Raw genomic sequence first — 22,054 nt, 5'->3', positions numbered from 1 at the left:
TTCTGTTCACTCATTGCTGACCTTCCTTGCGCTGCCGCTCGCTGCGGATGGTGTTCAGCTGGGCCACTTCACGGCGCAGCTGGCTCACGCGGTGGGGCTGGGGCAGGTTGCCCATCGAAGCCTGGAAGCGCAGCTCCATCAGTTCCTTTTTGCGGTTTTCGATTTCCTGATCGAAGTCGGTCAGCGCCAATTCACGCATATCACTGGGCTTCATCGTATACCTCACGCTTGACCATCTTGGTCTTGATGGGCAACTTGTGACCGGCCAGGCGGAACGCTTCTTTGGCCTGCACTTCAGTCACGCCGGCCACTTCAAACATCACGCGGCCAGGCTTGACCACAGCCACCCAGAATTCCACGGCGCCCTTACCCTTACCCATTCGCACTTCCAGGGGCTTTTTGGTCACAGGCTTGTCGGGGAAAATACGGATGTAGATCTTACCGCCGCGGCGGAAGTGACGGCTCATCACGATACGGCAGGCTTCAATGTGGTTGGAACGAATCCAGCCGGGCTCCATGGCCACCATGCCATAGTCACCGAAGGCCACGTAATCGCCGCCTTTGGCTTCACCGCGCATACGGCCACGGAACTGCTTACGGTATTTGGTGCGCTTAGGAAGCAGCATTGGGTCCTCCTTGACGGCGGCGGGCGGTGGGGCGGCGGCGGCCGCCGGCAGGACGCTCACCACGGTTACGGCGTTCGCCACCTTCTTCGTTGTTGGCAGGGCGGGCGCTGCGGGACTGGGTACCCTCGGTACGTCCACCAATCACTTCACCGTTGAACACCAGCACCTTGATGCCCAGCTGTCCATAGGTGGTGCTGGCCGTAGCGGTGCCGTAGTCGATATCGGCGCGCAGGGTGTGCAGGGGCACGCGGCCTTCCAGCACCTTCTCGGTGCGGGCCTGCTCGGCGCCGCCCAGGCGACCCGACAGAATCACCTTGCAGCCACGGGCACCCGACTCCATCACGCGCTGAGCCGCCTGCTTCATGGCACGGCGGAACGCGAAACGACGTTCGATCTGCTCGGCAATACGCAGAGCGACCAGAGGAGCGCTGGTGTTGGGGTTGGGGATTTCCGCAACGTTCACAGCCACGGTGCCGGCCTCCACCATGTTCTCGATGCTCTGGCGAATGGCCTTGATGCTCTCGCCGCCCTTACCGATCACGATACCGGGCTTGGCCGCACTGATGATCACGTTGATCTGCTGGCCGGCGCGCTCGATTTCGATGCGGGCGATACCGGCAGCCTGCAGCTCCTTGTGGACCAGCTGACGGATCTTCTCGTCTTCGCGCAGCATCTGGCTGTAGTTCTTCTTGCCGGCATACCAGCGGCTGTTCCAGCCACGGGTCACGCCGAGGCGGAAGCCGTTGGGGTTGATTTTGTTACCCATTAGTTGGCTCCTTTTTCGCCGACCACGATGGTGATGTGGCTGGTGCGCTTGCGGATGATGTTGGCGGCGCCGCGGGCCCGGGGAATCAGGCGCTTGAGCGTAGGACCGGCGTCCACGTAGGCTTCCTTGATGAACAGCTGGTCTTCCAGCATGTCGTCGTTGTGCAGCGCGTTGGCCTTGGCCGAGTTCAGCACCTTGCTGATGGGCTCACTGGCGATGTGAGGCAAGAAGCGCAGGATGTCTTCGGCGTCACGGACGGACTTGCCGCGGATCAGGTCCACCACCAGGCGCACCTTGCGGGGGCTCATGCGCACATACTTGGCACGGGCAAAGCCGGGCTTACGCAGCTTGTGCTCCTGCTTGCGCTGCTTCTTGTTGCGGAATTCTGCGGTCTGGGTAGCGGTCATTTCCTCTTGCTCCCTTTGGCATTCTTGTCGGCGCCGTGACCACGGTAGTTGCGGGTCGGAGCGAATTCACCCAGCTTGTGGCCGATCATCTGCTCGTTCACGAACACCGGGGTATGCTGCTTGCCGTTGTGCACCGCGATGGTGTGACCGATCATTTCGGGCACGATGGTCGAGCGGCGGCTCCAGGTCTTGATGACTTTCTTGTCCTTGCGCTCGTTCTGGGCATCCACCTTTTTCAGGAGGTGATCATCCACGAACGGGCCTTTTTTGAGGCTACGGGGCATTCTCTACCCTCCTTTACTTGCGGCCCTTACGGCGGCTGATGATGAAACGGTCGCTGTTCTTGCGCTTGCGGCGGGTCTTCAGACCCTTGGCCGGCTGGCCCCAGGGGCTGACAGGTACGCGGCCCGCGCTGGTGCGGCCTTCACCACCGCCGTGGGGGTGGTCCACCGGGTTCATGGCGCTACCGCGCTGGTGCGGCTTGCGGCCCAGCCAGCGGCTGCGTCCGGCCTTGCCCAGAACAATGTTCTTGTGCTCAGCGTTGCCGACCGTACCGATGGTGGCGTAGCACTCGGAGTGAACGCGGCGCAGTTCGCCGCTGGGTAGACGCAGGATGACGTAGTCGCCTTCCTTGCCCTGAACCTGCACGCTGGTACCAGCGCTGCGGGCCATCTGAGCGCCCTTGCCAGGAACCAGTTCCACGGCATGAACCACGGCACCCACCGGCACGAAGCGCAGGGGCAGCGCGTTGCCCAGCTTGGGCTCGGCTTCAGGACCGGCGTTGACCTTCTGGCCGACCTTCATACCTTCGGGAGCGAGGATATACCGCTTGACGCCGTCGGCGTAGTGCAGCAAGGCAATACGGGCGCTGCGGTTGGGATCGTACTCGATCGCGGCCACGCTGGCGCTCACGCCGGCCTTGTCGCGGCGCTTGAAGTCGATGATGCGGTACAGGCGCTTGTGGCCACCGCCGATAAAACGGCTGGTAATACGGCCACGGTTGTTACGGCCACCGGTCTTGGGCAGGGGCTCGGTCAGGGCCTTTTCGGGACGCTTTTTGGTCAGGCCCGAAAAGTCGGCCGTGGTCATCTGACGGCGACTGGGGGTATAGGGACGGTACTTCTTAATAGCCATGCTGAATCTCCTTAGACCAGTCCTTCGAGGGCTTCGATCTTCTGGCCATCGGCGAGACGAACCACGGCCTTCTTACGGTCGTTGCGCTGGCCCATAAAGCGGCCCACACGCTTGCGCTTGCCGCGCACGTTCATGGTGCTGATTCCAGTCACCTGTACGCCGAACGCCTTTTGGATGGCGTCACGGATTTCGGGCTTGGTGGCCTTGGGGGACACCCAGAACGAGTACACGCCCTTTTCCATGCCGGCGAAAGCTTTCTCGCTGACCACAGGGGCCTGAATAATGTCGTAGTGGCTCACTGCTGGGCCTCCTCTTGCATCTCCTGAGCAGGTTCCAGGGCCACGGCGTCAATTACCAGGCGGTCATGGCGCAGGATGTCGTAGGTGTTCAGACCAGCCACCGGCAGCACGGTTGCCCAGGACACGTTACGGGCGCTACGCAGAACATTCGCGTCGTCGGTGACGATCAGGACTTTCTCGCTGCCGTCCATGCCATTGTCCTTGGCCCACTGCACGAAGCTCTTGGTCTTGCCGTCCAGGTCGTAGCCGTCCACAGCCGTCAGCATGCCGGCGGCCTGACGGTCAGCCAGAGCCATGGCCAGACCCAGCTGACGCACCTTGCGGGGCAGGGTGTAGCTGTAGTCGCGGGGTTTGGGACCGAAGGCCACACCACCGCCCACGAAGGTCGGCACGGTACGGTCGCCGTGACGGGCGTTACCGGTACCCTTCTGAGAGAACATCTTACGGCCGGTACGGGCCACCTGAGCCCGCGTCTTGGTGCTGGCGGTGCCGCGGCGGCGACCGGCCAGCTGCCAGGTCACAACCTCATGCAGCACGTGGGGGTTCACTTCCGGCAGTTCCAGCTCAATCGAGCGGCCGCCGTTCTTACCAACAACTTGAATCTGAGCCATCACTGGCCTCCCTTAACGGCGCCGCGCAGAATCACCAGGCCGCCATTGGCTCCGGGCACAGCGCCCTTGACCAGGATCAGGTTCTCGTCGGGGCGCACTTCCACCACTTCCAGGTTCTGGACGGTGACGCGCTCGTCACCCATGTGGCCGGCCATCTTCTTGCCTTTGTACACGCGGCCAGGGGTCTTACGCTGACCGATGGAACCGGGGCGGCGGTGCCACTTCTTGGCACCGTGGCTGGCGGGACCACCGGCGAAGTTCCAGCGCTTCATGACGCCCTGGAAACCCTTACCCTTGCTGGTACCGGTGACATCGATTTTCTCGCCTTCACCAAATACGTCCACGCGTACTTCGTCGCCTTCAGGGCTGAAGTCGCGGAACTCGCGCAGGTAACGCACAGGGCTGATGTCGGCCTTTTTCAGGTGACCCAGCTGAGGCTTGTTCAGGCCCTTTTCCTTGCGGTCGCCAAAGCCAATCTGCACGGCTTCGTAGCCGTCCACTTCGTTGGTCTTGCGCTGAACCACGGGGCAGGGGCCAGCCAGAATCACCGTCACGGGCACGGCGCGGTCATCTTTCCAGATTTGCGTCATGCCGATTTTGGTTCCGAGGATGCCCTTCATGCGCCGCCTCCCACCGTCTTGATTTCAATGTCCACGCCGGTCGGCAGGTCCAGGGTCATCAGGCTATCGATGGTCTTTTTGGTGGGGTTCTTGATGTCCACCAGACGGTTGTGGGTCCGGATTTCGAAGTGCTCGCGGCTGTCCTTGTCGATAAAGGGGCTACGCAGCACGCAGAAACGGCGGATACGGGTGGGCAGCGGCACAGGGCCGCTCACATCTGCGCCAGTGCGGCGGACGGTATCCACGATCTTGCTCGCAGACTGGTCCAGCGCACGGTGGTCGAAACCACGCAGTTTGATACGAATCTTGGGAGCTACCATTCTCTACACCAGTCCCTTACTTGATGACCTTGGTCACAACGCCAGCGCCGACGGTACGGCCACCTTCGCGGATGGCGAAGCGCAGGCCTTCTTCCATGGCGATCGGCTTGATCAGTTCCACGGTGAACTCGACGTTATCGCCGGGCATCACCATTTCCACGCCTTCTTTCAGCTCCACCACACCGGTCACGTCCGTGGTCCGGAAGTAGAACTGGGGACGGTAGCCACCGAAGAACGCGCTGTGACGTCCACCTTCGTCCTTGCTCAGCACGTACACGCTGGCTTCGAACTGGGTGTGGGGGGTGATGCTGCCGGGCTTCGCCAGTACCTGACCACGTTCCACGTCGTCACGGCTCACGCCACGCAGCAGCACGCCCACGTTGTCGCCCGCCATGCCGCTGTCCAGCAGCTTGCGGTGCATTTCCACGCCGGTCACGGTGGTCTTCTTGGTGTCGGTCAGACCCACGATTTCCACTTCGTCGCCCACCTTCACGATGCCGCGTTCCACGCGGCCGGTTGCCACAGTACCGCGGCCGGTGATGGTGAACACGTCTTCGACGGGCATCAGGAAAGCCTTGTCGGTGTCGCGCTCAGGGGTGGGGATGTAGGAGTCGATGGCGTCCAGCAGTTCCCAGATGCGGTCGACCCACTCGTCCTGACCGCGGGCGGTCTTGGGGTTGGCCTGCAGGGCTTCGAGGGCCTTGAGGGCGCTGCCCTTAACGATGGGCAGATCGTCGCCGGGGAACTCGTAGTTGCTGAGCAGTTCGCGGACTTCCATCTCGACCAGCTCGAGCAGTTCTTCGTCGTCAACCATGTCGACCTTGTTCATGAACACGACGATGTAGGGCACACCGACCTGACGGGCGAGCAGGATGTGCTCACGGGTCTGGGGCATGGGGCCGTCAGCGGAGCTGACGACCAGGATAGCGCCGTCCATCTGGGCTGCGCCGGTGATCATGTTCTTGACGTAGTCGGCGTGACCGGGGCAGTCCACGTGGGAGTAGTGGCGGCCTTCGGTGTTGTATTCAACGTGGCTGGTGTTGATGGTGATACCACGGGCCTTTTCTTCGGGGGCCTTGTCGATCTGGTCGTAAGCCAGGGTTTCGACGGTGTCGTCCATCGCAGCAGCGGTGAAGGTAATGGCCGCGGTCAGGGTGGTCTTGCCGTGGTCAACGTGTCCGATGGTGCCCACGTTCACGTGGGGCTTGGTGCGTTCAAACGTACCTTTTGCCATAATTACTCTCCTCCAAGCGGTGGCACACACAAAAACGACCCTTTGATCGGGTTTGCCAGAAAAGACGGAAAACGTCTTTTGGGTTTTGCGGCCCACATTGGGTTGATTCTCGCCGAGCGGCAGTGTCCCGCCTGCTGGCACACGCTACGCAGTGCTGCGTACCGACGTAAAAGTCTAGCCGATCTGCCCAATGAGGGCAAGTTGGAGGGTGATCTCCCCCCACGGGAAGCCACCCAAAACCAAAAAGATAAAGGAAATATTAAATCAGTCCTGCGGTCCGCTCTGTCTTAGAAGTCAGCCAGTTCCTCGTGGTGCCAGTGCTGGCCTTCCCTGGCTGGCAGCCCGTCCCCTTCCAGCAAGCTGCGTAAGCGGCTCAGCGCGGCATTCAAACTGGGGCCTTCACCGTACATCTTGCAGGCCGAAGGGGTAATCAGGATTTCCGCGCCACGTTCGCCTTCCACGGCACGAATCAGGATGCCGGCAGGGGTGTCTTCGCGCTCGACCTGAACAGCTGCGGGGAGACCTTCACGCTGGGCCATTTCTTTCAGATTCATGCTTGCCACTATGCCGCGCCCCTTGCCGTAGCGTAAGGGGATGACGCTGTTCGACCCGCCCGCGCCCCTGGCTGAACGCCTGCGCCCCCGCACCGTAGCGGAAGTGGTGGGACAGACCCACCTGCTAGGTCCCGGCAAGCCGCTGACCCGCCTGCTGAACTCAGGCCGACTGCCTTCCCTGATTCTGTGGGGGCCGCCAGGCGTAGGCAAAACCACTCTAGCCCGGCTGGTGGCCGGCGAAGTGGGCAGCCACTTTATAGGGCTGTCGGCAGTGAGTGCCGGTGTCAAGGACGTGCGCGAGGCTGTCTTGGAAGCTGAGGCGCGGCGCGGGCGGGGACAGAAGACGGTGCTGTTTCTGGATGAAATCCACCGCTTCAACAAGGCGCAGCAAGACGCCCTGCTGCCCCACGTGGAATCAGGCTTGCTGACCCTGATCGGCGCGACCACCGAGAATCCCAGCTTTGAGGTGAACCCGGCCCTGCGCTCGCGGGCGCGGACCCTGGTACTGGAAGCACTGAGCAAAGATGACATTCGGGCGCTGCTGGAGCGGGCACTGACCGACCCGCGTGGACTGGAAGGCGTGAGGATGGAGCCGGAGGCGCTGGAGCTGCTGGCCCGCCTGGCCGACGGGGACGGACGCCGCGCTCTGGGCACGCTCGAAGCGGCCGCAGTGCTGGCCAACCCGGTGACCGAAGAAGCCGTCACCGAAGCGTTCGGCAAGCACCTGCCTGCGATGGACAAGGGCGGCGAGGACTTTTACAACCTGATCTCGGCCCTGCACAAGTCGGTGCGCGGCAGCCATGTGGACGCCTCGCTGTACTGGCTGGCACGGATGCTGGAAGGCGGCGCAGACCCGCTGTATGTGGCCCGGCGAATCGTGAGGATTGCCGCTGAGGACGTGGGCCTGGCCGATCCACAGGCCCTGCGGCTGGCCGTTGCTGCCCGCGACACCGCCGAGTTCCTGGGCCGCCCCGAAGGTGACTTGGCGCTGGCGCAGGCGGTGGTGTACCTGGCGCTGGCCCCCAAGAGCAACAGCGTGTACACCGCATGGAAACGGGTGGTCCGGGCGGTGCAGGAGGGCGAGACGTTGCCGGTGCCGCTCCACCTGCGTAACGCCCCTACCGAACTGATGAAAGGCCAGGGCTACGGCAAAGGCTACGCCTACTACTTCGACGACCCGGCCGGCTCGTTCGCGCAGGCCTATCTGCCGCAGGGGGCTGAGCTGGACCTGTACCGGCCCGGCACCGAGGGTTGGGAAGGCCGCGTGCAGGAGCGCTGGCGCAAGCTGCGCGAAGCGCACGGAGAAGGCGAACAAGAGACAGAGAACTAAGCAAAAACGGCCTTCTGCACAGCAAAACCCCCGCCAGAAGGCAGGGGTCATAGGCCAGGGTCAGCGTCAGAGCTACGGAAGTGAGTGTGACAAAAAACAGTCCTGCGGTGCGGCGTGCTGGGGAAAACGGTAAAAGGATGACTGTCCCCCCAGTCGCATGAGTGCGGCTTGACCTCCGCCAGGCTTAGCCCTCGCCCGCTGAAACACTGGCCCGGAGAAAGTATAGGGCGCAGGCACTAGCCTTCTTGCAGGTCAGTCAGCCAGTTGGCCTGCTGCAAGGCGGTATCCAGCTCGCGGCGGAGCTTGGCAAGAGCGTCGATCTGGCGCTGCAACTGCGGGATACTCACAGCAGGCACCCAGCGGATTTCGCTGCCGCCAAAACGCTGCTGCTGCACCGAGGCATTTTCGGCGGTCTGGCGCAGCAGGCCAAGACGTCCGTCCAGCAAGTCACGCTCGGTCAGGGCCTGGGTCAGCGTGCGGCCATCGGCCAGCCGGGTGGTGAGATTGGTGAGGTGAATGGCAGGAATCAGCTGCCCCAGCTGCGCCGTCAGCTCGGCATGTTCGGCCAGCAGCGCTGACGGGTCTTCAGCGGGAGCGTCACCTTCTTGCACCAGCACATTCTGGCTTAGGCGGGCAGCCACCTGAGCCAGGCGCTTTTGCAGGTCGGCGCGGAGAATCAGGGCTTCAGCCAGTTTCATGGTGGGCAGTCTAGCGCCTGAACCCTGTCCCGTAAGGCGTCAGCCGGTATTGCGCACCCCGGCCGAAATCCCCTGTAGCGTCAGCATCAGCGCGTGCTCGTAGCGGTCCAGGCCACCTTCCTCGGCACGGGCGCGGCGCAGCAATTCAATCTGGATGCGGTGGATGGGGTCCACGTAGGGATTGCGCAGCAGGATGCTCTGGGCCAGCCGCGGCTCCCGCGCCAGCAGCTCACCGCCCACCACCTCACCCACCAACGCTACCGTGTCGCGGTACGCTTCCTCAATAATGCCGGCCAGCGCCCGACCGCCCTCCACAGCTTCGGGAGTATCGGCCCCGGCCAGCAGCGCGGCGTACTCGCGGAAGATGGCTGGGTCGGTTTTGGCCAGGCTCATCTGGGCGTTGTCCAGCACAGCGCGGAAAAAGGGCCACTCGGCATACATCTGCCGGGCCTGCTCAGTTCCGATTTCGCGCAGGCCGATATTCAGGCCGTACCACCCCGGCAGGTTGGCGCGGGTCTGCGTCCAGCTCATCACCCAGGGAATGGCACGCAGGTTGCTCAGGGTGGGGTTGCCGGGCCGGCGTACCGGGCGGCTGGCGATGTTCAGGCGGCTGATTTCGTGAATCGGCGTGACCTGCTCGAAAAAGGGCAAGAAGGCCGGGTCCTGTACGAAGGCGCGGTAGGCAGCCGCAGCGGCGCGGGCGGCGCGGTCCAGCGCGTCCATCCACTCGGCTGGCGGGTCCTGGGGTGGACGGGCAGCGGCCACGATCATGCCGTACAGCGCCTGCTCCAGATTGCGGCGCGCCAGCACCGGATGGCTGTACTTGTCGGCCAGGGCTTCTCCCTGCTCGGTGATCCGCAGGCCCGCGTCGATGGTGCCGGCCGGCTGGCCCAGAATGGCGCGGCTGGCTGGACCGCCCCCACGCCCGATAGAAGTGCCGCGCCCGTGGAAAAAGCGCCAGCGCACGCCTGCCTCACGGCACACCGCGCTGATACGGCGCTGGGCCTCGTGCAGCGCCCAGTTGGCGGCCAGAAAGCCGGCGTCCTTGTTGGAATCCGAGTAGCCCAGCATGATTTCCTGCACGTCGCTGCCCAGGTGGGCGCGGTACTCGGGCAAGGCCAGCAGCCGGGCCACGATGTCCGGGGCACCCTCCAGGTCGTCCAGGGTTTCAAAAAGCGGGACCGGCAGGATGCGGAACCCCACCTCGCGGGCCAGCAGTAGCGGCTCCAGCACGTCGCTCACACTTTCGGACATGGAAACCACGTAATGGCCGAATGCCGCCGGGCCGACTTCACGGGCGGCCGCCTGCACCTCGCGGATGGGTCCGATGGCCGTCTCAAGAGTCTCCGTGAGCGGCTCGCCGGCCGGCCACAGCGGGCGGCGGGAGCGCAGTTCGGCACTCAGTAGAGCCAGCCGGGCGTCCTCGTCCAGCGCCAGGTAATCTTGCGTCACCCCGGAGGCCTGCAGCAGTTCCGCCACTGCCCTGCCGGTCTGGCTGGAATGCTCCCGGATATCCAGGCTCACCAGATGCTGCCCGAACACGCGGGCCAGCGTCAGCGCTGGGAGCAGCAGTTCCTCAGCGGTGCGGCGCTGGCCCTGTTCCAGCAACTGCCGGTACACCCTGCCCAGGCGTGGGGAGAGGTCGGCCGCCTCACCGCGCTGCACCGCCTGAAACAGGGCCAGCAGTTCGTCACGGTAGGTGGGCTGACCCTCGCCGGCTTGGAGGTCTTCCTGGCTCACGTCGGCGTAGGCCTGGCGCAGCGCCGCTGCCAGCAGGTCGCGGGCCCGCTGGCGGTGCAGTTCCAGCGCGGCGCGGGTGGCCTGCGGCGTCACGAAGGGGTTGCCGTCGCGGTCGCCGCCCATCCAGGAACTGAACCGCAGCGGCAGCTGCGTAGAGATGCCGGCGGCGCCGCGTTCGCCGTACACGGCCGCAAAGGCGCGGTCCAGGTCACGCTCCAGCACCGGCAGAGCGCGGGCGATAGACGAGATGTAGGTCAGGCCCGCCTTGACCTCGTCGGCCACGGTGGGCTTGATGCGGCGTAGCTCCGGCGTGCCCCACAGCGCTTCGATATGGGCCAGCACGCGCTCCTGGGCTTCTTCCTCGTCCAGGCGGGGCAACTGCTCCACCACGTCCACCAGATGCTGGCGCACCGTGCGGCGGCGCATCTCGGTGGGGTGCGCGGTAAAGGTGAGTTCCAGTTGCAGGGTGGCGAGCAGCTCATGGGCCTCGGCAGCGCTCAGGCCCTGGCGGTGCAGTTCCTCTACGGCCTGAAGCAGGCTCTGAGGCCGGGTGCCCTGGCGCTCCCGCAGCACACGGACCCGCTCATATTCCTCGGCCAGGTTGACCAGCTGAAAGTACCAGCTGAACGCACGGGCTAGGTTGGACGCCTCCTCCCGGCTCAGGCCACGCAGCAGTCCGCTCAGCTCGGCAGAGTCGCCGCCGGCCCGCACCTCCCGGACCAGGGCGCGGGTCTTCTCGACCAGTTCGAAAAAGGCTTCGCCTTCCTGTTCGCGCAGGACCTGGCCCAGCAGGCGGCCCAGCGTACTCACATCACGGTTCAGTGCCATCTGTCCTCTCCCCTCGCCGGCAGCTCCGCCGCTGGTGCAGCTGCGGCCGGCCGCTTGTGTGCTCTGTCCTTCTGTGTCCCTTCTGTTATCACATCCGCAGGACGCAGGAAGCCGCGCGGTCATCAGCCGACTCGCAACTGCAGGACCAGGGGTACAATGGGCCAGCTTCAGCCGGCGCCGGCCCAGCAGGCACCCATGACACGCAAACACCTATGAACAGCGCCTTTTCTCTCCACTTCCGCAGGTTCGGTCTGAGCCGGTTCAGTCCGGCCCAACTGATTGCCCTCACCTTCGGCGCCGCGATTCTGGGCGGCACGCTGCTGCTGTGGCTGCCGCTGAGCCATGAGCCCGGACAAACGGTCAGCTTGCTGCAGGCCCTGTTTATGGCAACCAGCGCCGTGTGCGTGACCGGGCTGGGAGTGGTGGACATCGGCACTACCTTTTCGCCGTTCGGTGAGGCCGTCATGCTGCTGCTGGTGCAGTTCGGCGGGCTGGGGCTGATTACGGTGGGCACCATGACCGCGCTGCTGCTGCGCCGCCGGGTGGGCGTCCGCAGCCGTCTGAACGCCGCCCAGCAGGTCAACGCGTCCCGCCTGGGCGAAGCGCCCGCGCTGGTACGCACGGTGGTTCTCAGCGCACTGGCCATCGAGCTGGCAGGCGCCCTGCTGCTGGCCCCCGACTTCATCGCACGCGAGGGCCTGCAGCGCGGACTGTATTACGCGCTGTTCCACTCGGTCAGCGCCTTTAACAACGCCGGGTTCAGCCTCTACCCCACCGGCCTGACTGGGCTGGTCGGCAACCTGGCCATCAATATCTTTATTCCACTGCTGATTATCCTGGGCGGCATGGGGTTTCTGGTCCAGGTCAACGTCCTGGCGTGGCTGCGCGACCGGCGCAACCAGCTGAGCACCAACACCCGCATTTCGCTGGCCATGACATTTTTCTTGCTGCTGAGCGCCCCGGTGCTGTTCGGGCTGATGGAGTGGAACAACCCTGCCACGCTGGGCGGTTTGCCGCTGCGCGACAAGTTGCTGGCGGCCTGGTTTCAGGGGGTCACACCGCGCACGGCCGGCTTCAATACTCTCGACTACGCGCAGATGACTTTCGCGGGCCTGTTCTACTCCATGCTGCTGATGCTGATTGGTGGCAACTCCGGCTCCACAGCCGGCGGGATCAAGACCAATACGGTGTTCGTGATGGTGGTCAGTGCCTGGTCCCTGATCCGGGGCCGCAAGGACGCGGTGGTGTTCGACCGGCGCCTAGGCACCGACATCATCCTGCGGGCCATGAGCGTGGGCCTGCTCAGCCTGGTGATGCTGGCCCTGGGGATTTTGCTGCTGCTGCTGCTGAACAGCCACGGCGAGGGCGAACTGAGCTTCATTCAGCTGGTGTTCGAAGCGGTCAGCGCTTTCGCCACGGTGGGCCTAAGCATGAATGCCACGGCCCTGCTGAATCCGGCACAGGAACTGGTCATCATCGCCCTGATGTTCCTGGGCCGCATCGGGCCGCTGACCCTGGCGGTGGCCTTTGCACAGCGCGAACTGCCGCCGCCAGTACGCTACCCCCAAACCAGTGAAGTGCTGATTGGCTAAGGGCTGATCGGCTAAGGCGGGAGCTGGAGCCGGGCGGCGCAAGACTGGCTGGAACAACCTGCCAGCTCTCCCACAAATGGCCGCTCTGCACACTCAAGCCTGGCCCAACCCCTTCTCATGACGCCGCCGGGCCATGCGCTAAGCTGCTCAGTGCTATGACGCCGTGCCTAGACGACGCCGACCCTTCGGGGACCAGTCACAATTCAGCCGTTCAGCGCCCGACCGGGCCTGAACCTTCCTGCGGGGGGCAGCCATGAGCGCCGCTCTGTCGGTGCTGATTATCCTCGTGATGGTGGCCGTGAACGCACTGTATGTGGCCGCCGAGTTCGCTACGGTGGGGTCGCGCCGCTCGCGGGTCCAGGAAGCCGCCGAGGCGGGCAGCCGCCCTGCGGCGGGCCTGCTGACCATCTTGCAGGACTCCAGAAAACTGGACGACTATGTGGCGGCCTGCCAGATCGGAATTACGCTGAGCAGCCTGGTGGCCGGTTCCTTCGGGCAGGCGCGGCTGACACCGCTGCTCACGCCATATTTCGGGGCCGCCGGACAGGCTGCAGCGATCATCGCCGTGCTGCTGCTGGTCACGGCCCTGCAGGTGGTGCTGGGCGAACTGCTTCCCAAGACCGTGGCCCTGCGCTACCCCGAGCGGCTGGCTATGGCGACCCTGGCCCCTATGCGGCTGAGCCAGTGGCTGTTTACCCCGCTGATCCGGCTGTTCAACGGTTCGGCTTTTGCGCTGATGAAAGCCGGCGGCCTGGGCGGCGACCACAGCCATGCACACGTCCACTCTCCTGAAGAGCTGGAGGGGCTGTACCGCGAGAGCGCGGCCGGCGGCCTGATTGACGCAGCGGAACGTGACATGCTGGCCGGCGTACTGAACGTGGACCAGCGAATGGTGCGCGAGATCATGACCCCCCGCACGCGGCTGGTGACCGTTCCGGGCAGTGCGCGGGTGCGCGACATCGTGCCGCAGCTGAGCAGCAGCGCCTACTCCCGTTTTCCCGTGATGGGTCAGCAGCCCGACGAGCTGGTGGGCATCGTGCATCTGCGCAACCTGTTTCTGGCAGCGGCCAAGAATCCCGAAGCCAGGGTCGATCAGGTGATGCAGCAGCCCCTGATCGTCGCGGAAACGGTGACGGTGCCGGAGCTGTGGCAGGTGCTGCGTGAGGCGGGCCGACATAGCGCCATGATCATCAACGAGTACGGCGCCGTGGCTGGGATGGTCACGCTGGAAGACGCCCTGGAAGAGATTTTCGGCGAGCTGCAAGACGAGTTTGACCAGGAGGAGGAACCGATTGTGGAGCAGGGCGAGGTGGTCTCGGCCCGCGGCGACGTGCTGCTGGACGTCCTGAACGACCGCTTCGGCCTGAGGCTGCCGGCGGACGAGGTCGATACAGTAAGTGGCCTGATGTGGCAGGAGCTGGGACGCCTTCCGGTGGTAGGCGACGAGCTGCAGCTGGAAGACGGCACGATGGTGCGCGTAGACAGCATGGAACGGCGCTCGGTCCGCCGCGTGAGTCTGCGCCTGCCCGGAGGTGACGCATGATAGAGAATGTCGCACTGCCCATTGCCGTCATCCTGACGCTGGTGCTGCTGAACGGACTGTTCGTGGCCGCCGAATTCGCTCTGGTCGGGGCCAGGCGCAGCCGCCTGCAGACCATGGCCGACTCGGGCAGCGGCGCGGCCCGCTGGCTGCTGGGCGTGTTCGACCGCCCCGCCGGCAAGGACGGGTACATCGCCATCGCGCAGCTGGGCATTACCCTGGCGTCTATTGGCCTGGGCATGTACGGTGAGCCGGCCGTTGCCAAGTGGCTGTACGGCCCCTTCGAGCAGTGGGGGCTGGGCTATGAGGCGGCGCACACCGCCGGCTTTATCGTGGCTCTGAGTCTGATTACCTACATGCACGTGGTCTTCGGGGAAATGATTCCCAAGGCGCTGGCCCTGCAGTCCCCGGAACAGATCAGTGTGCGGGTCAATCCGCTGATGCGGGTCTTCGGGCTGGTGTTCCGTCCGCTGGTGGCCGCGCTGAACTTCCTGGCGATGGGGCTGATGCGGCTGATCGGTATCAAGGAACCCGGCAAGGAAGCCAGCTTGTACACCTCCAAGGAACTCGCCATCGCCACCGAGGAGGTGGCAGCCAGCGGGCAACTGGGCAGCGTGCAGCAGACCCTCATCACCAATATTTTCGAGCTGGAAGAGCGGGTGGCCGAGGAACTGATGACCTCGCGCAGCCGCCTGGAGGCACTGGCCGTCACCGCCAGCGACGCGGAGGTGATGGAGAAAATCGCCGCTTCTCCACGCAGCCGCTATCCGGTCTACCAGGGAACGCTGGACGACATTGTCGGCGTGCTGCACATCAAGGACTTTATGCGGGCGCGGTCGGGCGGCCGCCGGCTGACGCTGGAGCAGCTGGCCCGGCCCCTGCCAAGCGTGGCTGCCAGCGCCACCGCCGAAGAACTGCTGGCCCTCTTCAAGCGGGAGCGGGTCCACGCCGCGCTGGTGGTGGACGAGTTCGGCGGCACGCTGGGCTTCGTGACGATGGACGACCTGATCAGCGATGTGATCGAGGAGGAGGACGCCCCCGAGGAGCAGTGGATTCTGCGCAATGAGGACGGCTCCCTCACCCTGGACGGCGAGGTGACGCTCTCGGAACTGCGCGAGGATTACGGCTCGCAGCTGAGCAGTGACGAGGTCACGACGGTGGCGGGCCTGTTCCTGGCCGAGCTGGGCACTGTTCCAGACGCAGGCACCACCATCCACCTGCACGGCTACGACCTCACCGCCGAGGAGGTGCGCGGCCTCAAGGTCACGCGGGTCCGCCTGCGGGCAGTGCCGGAGCAGGGCGCGGAGCAGATTTGAAGGGCGGTCAGACCGGAGCGGGCTGCAGCTAGCGGCCCTTCATTTCTCAGTCTTCTCTTAACCGTGGATGTCCCCCGGAACCGCTAGAGTGGCGCACTGGACAGCCGAGACCGGCGGAGAAAGAGAAGACCTTGAACGAACTGGCACAGCGGGCCGAGAAGACGGCCGAAAAACTGATTTCAGACCGACGGGTACGGGCTGTGGCGGCAGCAGGCAGCTTCGATACCGACGACGCCTGGGCCGGCAGCGTGCCGACCTACGTGGCCTTCGAGCGTGGCGTCCAGAGCATGCAGGATGACCTGCGCAGCGGTATCCGGGTGGTGCGCTTTCCCTACGAGCAGCTGGAGCGCTGGCGCGAGTGGGAAGTGGCCCGCGCCGAAGCTCCGCTGGGCCTGCTGGCCAGTAGCCGGGCACTTTATGACCCCACCGGCTACTTTGCCCGCATCCAGCGCCAGCTGTGGACCCTCAGCGAGGAGCGGCGGGCCGACTGGCGCGAGGAAACCCTGCGCAGTGTCAGCGAGGAACTGGCGGCCATGAAGCAGACTTTCCGCTCCGGTGGGGCCGGTCCCGCCGAGCAGATCACGGCGCTGGGCGAGGCCCGCCGCTGGGCCACCGAGTCGCTGTACCCGGCGCTGCTGACCCACGCAGGACTCTGGCCCGAGTTCGAGCTGAGGCTGCCCCACGCCTGGCGGGCCGCAGCCGGGCTGAAATTCCCCAAGTCGGTATACCTGCTGGAGCAGCTCTACGGCTTCGGCGGCCGCGACGAGGCCCGCGCCGCGCTGCTGGCGACCCGTGGCCTGAAAATGCTGGCCCAGGAAAAGCTGGCCCACGCCGCTTTCGATGCTGGGTATTACGACGGAGCCGTTCGCTACCTGCGCGACGAAACCTATGTCCTGCACCGCACAGACATTGCCCGCTGGTCCCACCTGTCGGGGATGCGGCAGAACAAGCTCAGCACTCTGCTGGGCATCACGCGCTCACCACTGGGGCCAGCGGCCTTGAAAGTGGCGGAAGAGCTGCTGGGCACCGTCCGCGAGGGTGAGTAGTGGTCACAGGCAAATATCAGAGCCACGCGTCATATCCACATAAAAAGCCGCCCCATGGGGCGGCTTTCTTGTTGCTGTAAGGAGCTTGGGCCTTACTTCTCAGCGTGAACGACCAGCTTCAGGGGAATGCTCACCTCGGGGTGGGCCTTGTAGCTGATATCGTACTCGCCAATTTCCTTGACGGCCTTGGGCATTTCGATTTTGCGGCGGTCCACGTCGAAGCCCAAGCGGTCCAGGGCGTCGGCCACGTCGCCGGAGGTCACGGCACCGTACACCTTGCCTTCGCCGGCGCGCACGCTCAGCTCGATGGCCACGTTCTCCAGGCGGCTGGCGAGGTCTTCGGCGGTGGCCTTTTCCTCGGCCAGAATCTTCTGGCGGCTGCGGATACGGGCTTCCAGCGACTTCATGTTGGCGGCGTTGGCCGGAACAGCCATGCCGCGGGGAATCAGGAAGTTGCGGGCGTAGCCGGGCTTCACGGTCACGATTTCGCCGGTCTGCCCCAGCTTGCCGGGTTCAAGAAGAATCACTTGCATCGCTTATCTCCTTACTTCCGGACCAGCTTCTCGGTGTAGGGCAGCAGGGCCATCTGACGCGCGACCTTGATGGTCTGCGAAATGCGGCGCTGGTGCTTGGCCGAGAGGCCCGTGCGGCGGCGGGGAAGAATCTTGCCGGTGTCGCTCACGAAGCGGCGCAGCATCTTCACATCTTTGTAGTCGGTAATTTCCAGTTCGCCGATGGAGAACGGGTCCACCTTCGGCTTGCGGGGGCGCTTGGGGCCCTTGCCGCGCGGTTTACGGTCAGGCTTGGTCATGTTGGTCCTTTAAATGTGTCCGGTCAGAGTGTCTGCGGAGCGGGAATCAAGCCGGGAATCAAGCTCAGGGACGGCCCCTCGCTACAGTTGATACTCGCTCTCACCTGTGCGCCGGCCTAGGCCAGCGCGGTCAACTCAAAACGGCATATCGTCTTCTTCTGGCGGAATGTCATTGAGGCCTTGATCAATATCTAAGCCCCCCGAACGGTTCCCCATGCCGGCTCCACCTGTGAAGGGGGCCGAGTACGCCGCACTGCCCGTGGCCTGACGGGGTGCTGCGGGGGTGGCTGCGGTGCTGCCAGTGCCCGCACCTCGGGAAAGGGCTTCGACTCGCGTCGCCTCTACTTTGGTACTGCTGCGCTTGTTGCCATCTTTGTCGGTCCACGACTCGTTCATCAAGCGGCCTTTGACCAGGACAGGGTCACCTTTTTTGAGGTTCTGCATGGCTTCGGCCAGCTCACGCCACAGGGTCACGTCGATCCAATGCACCTTCTCCTGCTTTTCGCCGGAGCGGTCGGTCCAGTTTTCGTTTACGGCCAGCCCCAGGCTCAAGACAGCGTCGCCGCCAGGGGTGTAACGCAGTTCGGGTTCGCGGGTCAGGTTACCCACCACCAGCACTTCGTTCATACCGCCGGCCATTCGTACGCCACCACCAGCGTCTTCGGTCAGCGGGGCCTGAGCCGCCAGCTGCTCGATTCGCAGCGCTTTGACGCGCACGATGCTGCGCTTGCCGCCTTCGGGAGAATCCCAGGCGTTGTATTCCAGGCTGCCTTCGACCAGCACCGGGTCACCGGCGCGGTAGCCGCGCTCGCCCTGCCATTCGGCAGGCTTGCCCAGCATGGAAATACGGTGGTAGTACGGCAGTCGCCGTTCCTTGCCGTCGTTGCCCACGATATGGTCTTCACCGGCCACGGTGGCTTCAAAGACAGCCAGTCCGCTTTGGGTGTAACGCAGTTCGGGGTCACGGGCCAGTGCACCAATCAGAAAAACGTGATTCATTCCTCGGGCCATAATCATCTCTCCTTGTACGTCGCTAGCGATGTCACAGATTCGTATATGTCTTAGGCTAGCGGCCCTGAATTTGCCCCTGTGTCTTTCGCCTACACGCCCGCAACCGGGCTGCAGCGAGGGGTGAATGAAGCATAGTGTGGACAGGCTATTATGTCAATGACATAACGATGTCAACCTGCTGAATGGACCGCAAAAAAGCTCAGGCGCTCTTCTTGGTCTTCCACTCGGGACGGTCCTTGACCACCAACACGCGGTACACGTTGTCGCGCAGACGCAGGCTGCTGGCGATGTCCTTTTCAGGGTTGCCGGCCATGGTGATGGTGTACATCAGGTAGTAGCCTTCGCGGGTCTTGTTGATCGCGTAGGCCAGGCGGCGGTTGCCGAGCTCGTCCAGGTTGGTGATCTCACCGCCAGCATTGGTCACCGCGCGCTGGATGAAGTCTTTTTCGGTCTCCACCTGCTCGGCGCTGATGTTGGGGTTCAGAATCAGGTTCAGGTCGTACTGTGCCATTTCATTCACCTCGCTTTCTTCCGCGCACTGGGCAGGTCAGATACCTGAGGCAGGTGCCAGCCTCGCCCGCGCGGCGCAAGTGGGGATTATAGCAGAATCTAAGCCTCTCCTCAGCCAAGTGCGGCCGCGGACCGCTATTACTGGAAACATGCCCCGTTTCAAGAACGTTTCCCGTACCAGCCGCGCCGGCAAACTGCGTGCCCTGATGGTGGTCGCTCCTATCGCCCTGGAACTGCTGACCCAGTACCGCAACAGCCAAAAGGCCAAGCGCGGACGCCTCTACCGCCCCAGCAAGCGCGAGCAGATGTTCGACTCAATTCTGGATCAGGCCAACCGGCGCTTCGGCCGCCGCAACGGACCCAAGCGGGGCGGCTTCTTCTAACCTTCCACTTTCCGAACTCTCGGCCGCTTCCGGCCAGACAGCACCGTAAGGGCTTTTTTACCCTTACGGTGTTTTTCTATAGCGCTCGGCACCTACCGCCACGCGGCAGATGGTCACACGGCTTGAGGCATGTCAGGAAGATGCCCCAACCTCAGCGCCAGCGCTCCGGGAGGCCGTACACGTTCCACAGACGGTCCACCCGCGCCTGCACCGCCGGGTCCATCACGATTTTGGGCGGCCACTCGCGCACGAAGCCTTCGCTGGGGAGCTTGCGGGCGCCGTCCCAGGCCAGCAGGCGCCCGCCGCCCGGTGTGTCCAGCACCCACACGTCACGCTCGGCGTCGATGTTGTTCAGCACGGTCCACCATACGTCGCCTGCGTCCTGCACGTCGGTCTGCTCGTCGCAGATCAGCAGGTGGCGCACGCCCGCGGCGGCCGGGTGGGCCGCGAACGCTTCCGCCAGAGCGCGGGCCTGCCCGGCCCCGGTCTTGTCCAGCGCCACGTACCAGTACCCATCTTCCGTCTGACGCTGCGCCAGCACACCCGGAAAGGTGGGCAGCTCGGCGGTGGCCTGGGGCCGGAAGGCTTCGGGCACCACATCATCCGCCTGGTCCTCGCGGCTGCTCACGCCGGAGCCGATTTCCTCGGGTCGCTTGGTGGTCGCGTCAATAATCAGCTTGCCGCCATAGCCCCAGCCCCGGCTGGAGTGGTCCAGCACGTCGATGGGACCACGGGTGGTTAGGGTGTCGCGGCCTGGCAGGGCCTTCTGGGTCACTTCACGCCAGACCGCGTCCATGTCGTTGACCTTGACCTCCGCGTCAACCACCACGATGACTTTGGCGTTCATCATCTGCCCCAGCCCAAAGAGGCCGTTGGCGACCTTGTAGGCCTGCCCGGGGAATTCCTTGTGGATGCTAACCACGACCAAGTTATGTGCCACGCCGGCTGGGGGCATGTGGTAGTCCACAATTTCGGGAATGATGAGCTGCGCGGCCGGCAAAAAGAGACGCTCGGACGCTTCGATCAGATAAGCGTCCTCCATAGGCGGGCGGCCCACGATGGTGGCAGGGTACACCGGATTTCGGCGCATGGTCACGGCGGTAACGTGGAACAGCGGATACAGGTCCGGCAGGGTGTAAAAGCCGGTGTGGTCGCCAAATGGCCCCTCCACCACCCAGTCTTCCTGCGGGTCCACGTAGCCTTCCAGAATAAATTCGGCGTTGGCAGGTACGTCCAGGTCCACCGTCACCCCCTTCACCACCGGATAGCGCTGTCCGCGCAGGTAGCCGGCCAGCGCGAATTCGTCCAGGCCCGGAATGGGCGGCAGCGGTGCAGTGGCGGCGTAAATCAGTGCCGGGTCGCCGCCGATGGCTACCGCCACCGGCAGGCGCTCGCCGTGTGCTTTCGCTTTTTCCAGGTGCCGGGTGCCGGTCTTGTGGCGCTGCCAGTGCATACCGGTGGTGTTACGGCTCATCACCTGCATGCGGTACATGCCCATGTTGCGCTCGCCGGTTTCGGGGTCACGGGTAATCACCAGCGGCAGGGTGACAAAGGGGCCGCCATCTTCCGGCCAGCATTTGAGCACCGGAATCTTGTCCAGGTCCACCTCGTCGCCGCGCCAGACCACTTCCTGCACGGGCGCCGAGCGCACCCGCCGGGGCGGCAGGTTCATGGCATCGCCCAGCTTGGGAATGTTGCCCAGGAGCCCACGCACTCCACCACTTCCCTTCAGGTCAATCAAGTGGTTGACTTTGGCCGCCAGGTCATCCAGGTCGTCCACACCCAGGGCCAGCGCCACCCGTTCACGCGTGCCCAGGGCACCGATCAGCAGCGGGAAATCGCTGCCCACCACGTTCTCGAACAGCACCGCCGGGCCGCCTTTTTTGACCAGTCGGTCGGCAATTTCGGTAATTTCCAGGTCGCGCGATACCGGAGCGGAGACCCGCAGCAGCTCGCCTCTGCTTTCCAGCAGGCTCATGAAAGACTGAATGTCGGGAAAGGCCATGCGCCACAGAATACGGGCCGGGACCGGGCCTCTTTGGAAGCAGATGTCCTGAAGCCCCAACTCCGAAGGAAGGGTCAAGCCGGATTGTTGTTGGGACAGAGCGCAGGAGCTATACAGCAGCCCAGCCCACGGAAATTGCCCCCGGTCGGCGGAACAGGGGCAGCGTTCGGATTCAGCCTTGTGAGGCCGAGCCTCAGCCGCTGCGGGGCAGGCGCATCACCTGTCCCCAGTAGGAGGTCATCAGCCGCAGCATCTCGGTGTATTCCTGAAACGAGGTGGGCTTGACCAGGTAGCCGCTGGCATGGGCCTGATAAGCGCGCTGCACATCGTCGGCATGGTCGGAGGTGCTCAGCACCAGCACCGGAATATCTTTCAGGCCCTCGTCTTTCTTGGCATGTTCCAAAAAGGCGTGGCCGTTCATGACCGGCATGTTCAGGTCCAGCACAATCAGATTGGGCCGCAGCCGGGGCTGTTCGCCGGGCTGTTCTTCGCCCAGGCGCTGCAGGTAGTCCAGGGCTTCTTGACCGTTGCCCATATGAATCACCTTGGTGTGCGCCGCCACCTCACCGAGCAGTTCCTGGAACAGCTCGGCATCGGCCTGTTCGTCTTCGACCAGCAACAGACAGAAGGGTTTTGTACTGGCGTCTGACATCGACATAAGGAGAAGTATAGT

The 22,054-nt window shown here is 64.2% G+C and carries 26 protein-coding genes; 6 read left to right on the top strand and 20 right to left on the bottom strand.

Annotation, left to right across the window (positions count from 1 at the left end; all coding sequences use genetic code 11):
- Nucleotides 1-10: 10 nt before the first annotated feature.
- The 12 genes from rpmC to DEIPR_RS02040 all read right to left on the bottom strand — a co-directional run bounded on the left by rpmC (nt 11) and on the right by DEIPR_RS02040 (nt 6,571).
- Nucleotides 11-214 (bottom strand): 50S ribosomal protein L29, encoded by a 204-nt coding sequence (rpmC, locus tag DEIPR_RS02095; protein WP_013614181.1) that lies wholly within the window; start codon nt 212-214, stop codon nt 11-13.
- Nucleotides 201-626: a 50S ribosomal protein L16 gene (gene rplP, locus DEIPR_RS02090; RefSeq protein WP_013614180.1), complete on the bottom strand. Its 426-nt coding sequence runs from the start codon at nt 624-626 to the stop codon at nt 201-203. Before rplP ends, rpmC begins: the two co-directional genes overlap by 14 nt.
- A complete protein-coding gene (gene rpsC / locus DEIPR_RS02085; protein ID WP_013614179.1) occupies nt 613-1,392 on the bottom strand; it encodes a 30S ribosomal protein S3 in 780 nt (259 codons plus the stop codon). Before rpsC ends, rplP begins: the two co-directional genes overlap by 14 nt.
- Entirely contained in the window at nt 1,392-1,799 is a 408-nt protein-coding gene (gene rplV / locus DEIPR_RS02080; RefSeq protein ID WP_013614178.1) for a 50S ribosomal protein L22, read from the bottom strand. Before rplV ends, rpsC begins: the two co-directional genes overlap by 1 nt.
- Complete coding sequence (gene rpsS, locus DEIPR_RS02075; protein ID WP_013614177.1) at nt 1,796-2,083, bottom strand: 30S ribosomal protein S19; 288 nt, start codon at nt 2,081-2,083, stop codon at nt 1,796-1,798. Before rpsS ends, rplV begins: the two co-directional genes overlap by 4 nt.
- A gap of 13 nt (nt 2,084-2,096) precedes the next feature.
- The gene (gene rplB / locus DEIPR_RS02070; protein WP_013614176.1) at nt 2,097-2,933 is read right to left on the bottom strand and encodes a 50S ribosomal protein L2; all 837 of its coding nucleotides are present in this window, start codon (nt 2,931-2,933) and stop codon (nt 2,097-2,099) included.
- 11 nt (nt 2,934-2,944) lie between these two features.
- On the bottom strand, nt 2,945-3,232 hold the full coding sequence (locus DEIPR_RS02065; protein WP_013614175.1) for a 50S ribosomal protein L23: 288 nt from the start codon (nt 3,230-3,232) through the stop codon (nt 2,945-2,947).
- The gene (gene rplD, locus DEIPR_RS02060) at nt 3,229-3,843 is read right to left on the bottom strand and encodes a 50S ribosomal protein L4 (protein ID WP_013614174.1); all 615 of its coding nucleotides are present in this window, start codon (nt 3,841-3,843) and stop codon (nt 3,229-3,231) included. Before rplD ends, DEIPR_RS02065 begins: the two co-directional genes overlap by 4 nt.
- Nucleotides 3,843-4,463 carry a 50S ribosomal protein L3 gene (rplC, locus tag DEIPR_RS02055; protein WP_013614173.1) on the bottom strand — a complete coding sequence of 207 codons (621 nt, stop codon included), beginning with the start codon at nt 4,461-4,463 and terminating at the stop codon, nt 3,843-3,845. The genes rplD and rplC overlap by 1 nt, the downstream gene beginning before the upstream one ends.
- Nucleotides 4,460-4,783: a 30S ribosomal protein S10 gene (gene rpsJ / locus DEIPR_RS02050; protein WP_013614172.1), complete on the bottom strand. Its 324-nt coding sequence runs from the start codon at nt 4,781-4,783 to the stop codon at nt 4,460-4,462. Before rpsJ ends, rplC begins: the two co-directional genes overlap by 4 nt.
- A gap of 16 nt (nt 4,784-4,799) precedes the next feature.
- Nucleotides 4,800-6,017, bottom strand: coding sequence for an elongation factor Tu (gene tuf, locus DEIPR_RS02045; RefSeq protein WP_013614171.1), 1,218 nt, complete (start codon nt 6,015-6,017; stop codon nt 4,800-4,802).
- A 287-nt stretch (nt 6,018-6,304) separates the two neighbouring features.
- Complete coding sequence (locus tag DEIPR_RS02040) at nt 6,305-6,571, bottom strand: hypothetical protein (protein WP_013614170.1); 267 nt, start codon at nt 6,569-6,571, stop codon at nt 6,305-6,307.
- Nucleotides 6,572-6,611: 40 nt separating this feature from the next.
- Here DEIPR_RS02040 and DEIPR_RS02035 point away from each other — a divergent pair, with 40 nt between their 5' ends.
- Nucleotides 6,612-7,901 carry a replication-associated recombination protein A gene (locus DEIPR_RS02035; protein WP_013614169.1) on the top strand — a complete coding sequence of 430 codons (1,290 nt, stop codon included), beginning with the start codon at nt 6,612-6,614 and terminating at the stop codon, nt 7,899-7,901.
- A 236-nt stretch (nt 7,902-8,137) separates the two neighbouring features.
- Here the strand turns inward: DEIPR_RS02035 and DEIPR_RS02030 are convergent, their stop codons facing one another.
- Together DEIPR_RS02030 and DEIPR_RS02025 are read right to left on the bottom strand one after the other, a co-directional pair.
- On the bottom strand, nt 8,138-8,599 hold the full coding sequence (locus tag DEIPR_RS02030) for a DIP1984 family protein (RefSeq protein WP_013614168.1): 462 nt from the start codon (nt 8,597-8,599) through the stop codon (nt 8,138-8,140).
- A gap of 39 nt (nt 8,600-8,638) precedes the next feature.
- Nucleotides 8,639-11,167 (bottom strand): phosphoenolpyruvate carboxylase, encoded by a 2,529-nt coding sequence (locus DEIPR_RS02025; RefSeq protein WP_013614167.1) that lies wholly within the window; start codon nt 11,165-11,167, stop codon nt 8,639-8,641.
- Nucleotides 11,168-11,379: 212 nt separating this feature from the next.
- Between DEIPR_RS02025 and DEIPR_RS02020 the strand changes: the two genes are divergently transcribed.
- From DEIPR_RS02020 to DEIPR_RS02005, 4 genes are all read left to right on the top strand, one after another.
- Entirely contained in the window at nt 11,380-12,759 is a 1,380-nt protein-coding gene (locus DEIPR_RS02020; RefSeq protein WP_013614166.1) for a TrkH family potassium uptake protein, read from the top strand.
- Between the two features lie 253 nt (nt 12,760-13,012).
- A complete protein-coding gene (locus DEIPR_RS02015; protein ID WP_013614165.1) occupies nt 13,013-14,302 on the top strand; it encodes a hemolysin family protein in 1,290 nt (429 codons plus the stop codon).
- The gene (locus DEIPR_RS02010; RefSeq protein WP_013614164.1) at nt 14,299-15,615 is read left to right on the top strand and encodes a hemolysin family protein; all 1,317 of its coding nucleotides are present in this window, start codon (nt 14,299-14,301) and stop codon (nt 15,613-15,615) included. Before DEIPR_RS02015 ends, DEIPR_RS02010 begins: the two co-directional genes overlap by 4 nt.
- A gap of 131 nt (nt 15,616-15,746) precedes the next feature.
- Nucleotides 15,747-16,661, top strand: a complete 915-nt coding sequence (locus DEIPR_RS02005; RefSeq protein WP_013614163.1) for a hypothetical protein — start codon at nt 15,747-15,749, stop codon at nt 16,659-16,661.
- Nucleotides 16,662-16,753: 92 nt separating this feature from the next.
- Here the strand turns inward: DEIPR_RS02005 and rplI are convergent, their stop codons facing one another.
- From rplI to rpsF, 4 genes are all read right to left on the bottom strand, one after another.
- Entirely contained in the window at nt 16,754-17,194 is a 441-nt protein-coding gene (rplI, locus tag DEIPR_RS02000; RefSeq protein WP_013614162.1) for a 50S ribosomal protein L9, read from the bottom strand.
- 11 nt (nt 17,195-17,205) lie between these two features.
- Entirely contained in the window at nt 17,206-17,472 is a 267-nt protein-coding gene (gene rpsR, locus DEIPR_RS01995) for a 30S ribosomal protein S18 (protein ID WP_013614161.1), read from the bottom strand.
- Nucleotides 17,473-17,607: 135 nt separating this feature from the next.
- A complete protein-coding gene (gene ssb / locus DEIPR_RS01990) occupies nt 17,608-18,483 on the bottom strand; it encodes a single-stranded DNA-binding protein (protein ID WP_013614160.1) in 876 nt (291 codons plus the stop codon).
- Between the two features lie 199 nt (nt 18,484-18,682).
- Complete coding sequence (rpsF, locus tag DEIPR_RS01985; protein WP_013614159.1) at nt 18,683-18,994, bottom strand: 30S ribosomal protein S6; 312 nt, start codon at nt 18,992-18,994, stop codon at nt 18,683-18,685.
- 148 nt (nt 18,995-19,142) lie between these two features.
- On the opposite strand from rpsF, the gene DEIPR_RS01980 reads away from it, so the two are divergent.
- Complete coding sequence (locus tag DEIPR_RS01980; RefSeq protein WP_013614158.1) at nt 19,143-19,376, top strand: hypothetical protein; 234 nt, start codon at nt 19,143-19,145, stop codon at nt 19,374-19,376.
- Between the two features lie 151 nt (nt 19,377-19,527).
- Here the strand turns inward: DEIPR_RS01980 and DEIPR_RS01975 are convergent, their stop codons facing one another.
- Nucleotides 19,528-21,381: a menaquinone biosynthesis decarboxylase gene (locus DEIPR_RS01975; protein WP_013614157.1), complete on the bottom strand. Its 1,854-nt coding sequence runs from the start codon at nt 21,379-21,381 to the stop codon at nt 19,528-19,530.
- Nucleotides 21,382-21,574: 193 nt separating this feature from the next.
- Nucleotides 21,575-22,039 (bottom strand): response regulator, encoded by a 465-nt coding sequence (locus DEIPR_RS01970; RefSeq protein ID WP_245532711.1) that lies wholly within the window; start codon nt 22,037-22,039, stop codon nt 21,575-21,577.
- Nucleotides 22,040-22,054 lie beyond the last annotated feature (15 nt).

This window comes from Deinococcus proteolyticus MRP, assembly GCF_000190555.1.
GTDB lineage: Bacteria > Deinococcota > Deinococci > Deinococcales > Deinococcaceae > Deinococcus > Deinococcus proteolyticus.
Note: the sequence above shows the minus strand (reverse complement) of the source record. Positions and strands in the feature narration are given on the sequence as shown.

Excerpts from the sequence above, each read along its gene's own strand:
- tuf (WP_013614171.1), bottom strand. The coding sequence starts at position 6,017 with ATGGCAAAAGGTACGTTTGAACGCACCAAGCCCCACGTGAACGTGGGC.
- DEIPR_RS02015 (WP_013614165.1), top strand. The coding sequence starts at position 13,013 with ATGAGCGCCGCTCTGTCGGTGCTGATTATCCTCGTGATGGTGGCCGTG.
- DEIPR_RS02035 (WP_013614169.1), top strand. The coding sequence starts at position 6,612 with ATGACGCTGTTCGACCCGCCCGCGCCCCTGGCTGAACGCCTGCGCCCC.
- rplP (WP_013614180.1), bottom strand. The coding sequence starts at position 626 with ATGCTGCTTCCTAAGCGCACCAAATACCGTAAGCAGTTCCGTGGCCGT.
- ssb (WP_013614160.1), bottom strand. The coding sequence starts at position 18,483 with ATGGCCCGAGGAATGAATCACGTTTTTCTGATTGGTGCACTGGCCCGT.
- DEIPR_RS02030 (WP_013614168.1), bottom strand. The coding sequence starts at position 8,599 with ATGAAACTGGCTGAAGCCCTGATTCTCCGCGCCGACCTGCAAAAGCGC.
- DEIPR_RS02020 (WP_013614166.1), top strand. The coding sequence starts at position 11,380 with ATGAACAGCGCCTTTTCTCTCCACTTCCGCAGGTTCGGTCTGAGCCGG.
- rplC (WP_013614173.1), bottom strand. The coding sequence starts at position 4,463 with ATGAAGGGCATCCTCGGAACCAAAATCGGCATGACGCAAATCTGGAAA.
- DEIPR_RS01975 (WP_013614157.1), bottom strand. The coding sequence starts at position 21,381 with ATGGCCTTTCCCGACATTCAGTCTTTCATGAGCCTGCTGGAAAGCAGA.
- rpsS (WP_013614177.1), bottom strand. The coding sequence starts at position 2,083 with ATGCCCCGTAGCCTCAAAAAAGGCCCGTTCGTGGATGATCACCTCCTG.
- rpsR (WP_013614161.1), bottom strand. The coding sequence starts at position 17,472 with ATGACCAAGCCTGACCGTAAACCGCGCGGCAAGGGCCCCAAGCGCCCC.
- DEIPR_RS01980 (WP_013614158.1), top strand. The coding sequence starts at position 19,143 with ATGCCCCGTTTCAAGAACGTTTCCCGTACCAGCCGCGCCGGCAAACTG.
- rpmC (WP_013614181.1), bottom strand. The coding sequence starts at position 214 with ATGAAGCCCAGTGATATGCGTGAATTGGCGCTGACCGACTTCGATCAG.
- DEIPR_RS01970 (WP_245532711.1), bottom strand. The coding sequence starts at position 22,039 with ATGTCGATGTCAGACGCCAGTACAAAACCCTTCTGTCTGTTGCTGGTC.
- rpsF (WP_013614159.1), bottom strand. The coding sequence starts at position 18,994 with ATGGCACAGTACGACCTGAACCTGATTCTGAACCCCAACATCAGCGCC.
- DEIPR_RS02040 (WP_013614170.1), bottom strand. The coding sequence starts at position 6,571 with ATGAATCTGAAAGAAATGGCCCAGCGTGAAGGTCTCCCCGCAGCTGTT.
- rplV (WP_013614178.1), bottom strand. The coding sequence starts at position 1,799 with ATGACCGCTACCCAGACCGCAGAATTCCGCAACAAGAAGCAGCGCAAG.
- rpsC (WP_013614179.1), bottom strand. The coding sequence starts at position 1,392 with ATGGGTAACAAAATCAACCCCAACGGCTTCCGCCTCGGCGTGACCCGT.
- rplI (WP_013614162.1), bottom strand. The coding sequence starts at position 17,194 with ATGCAAGTGATTCTTCTTGAACCCGGCAAGCTGGGGCAGACCGGCGAA.
- rplB (WP_013614176.1), bottom strand. The coding sequence starts at position 2,933 with ATGGCTATTAAGAAGTACCGTCCCTATACCCCCAGTCGCCGTCAGATG.
- rpsJ (WP_013614172.1), bottom strand. The coding sequence starts at position 4,783 with ATGGTAGCTCCCAAGATTCGTATCAAACTGCGTGGTTTCGACCACCGT.
- rplD (WP_013614174.1), bottom strand. The coding sequence starts at position 3,843 with ATGGCTCAGATTCAAGTTGTTGGTAAGAACGGCGGCCGCTCGATTGAG.
- DEIPR_RS02010 (WP_013614164.1), top strand. The coding sequence starts at position 14,299 with ATGATAGAGAATGTCGCACTGCCCATTGCCGTCATCCTGACGCTGGTG.
- DEIPR_RS02025 (WP_013614167.1), bottom strand. The coding sequence starts at position 11,167 with ATGGCACTGAACCGTGATGTGAGTACGCTGGGCCGCCTGCTGGGCCAG.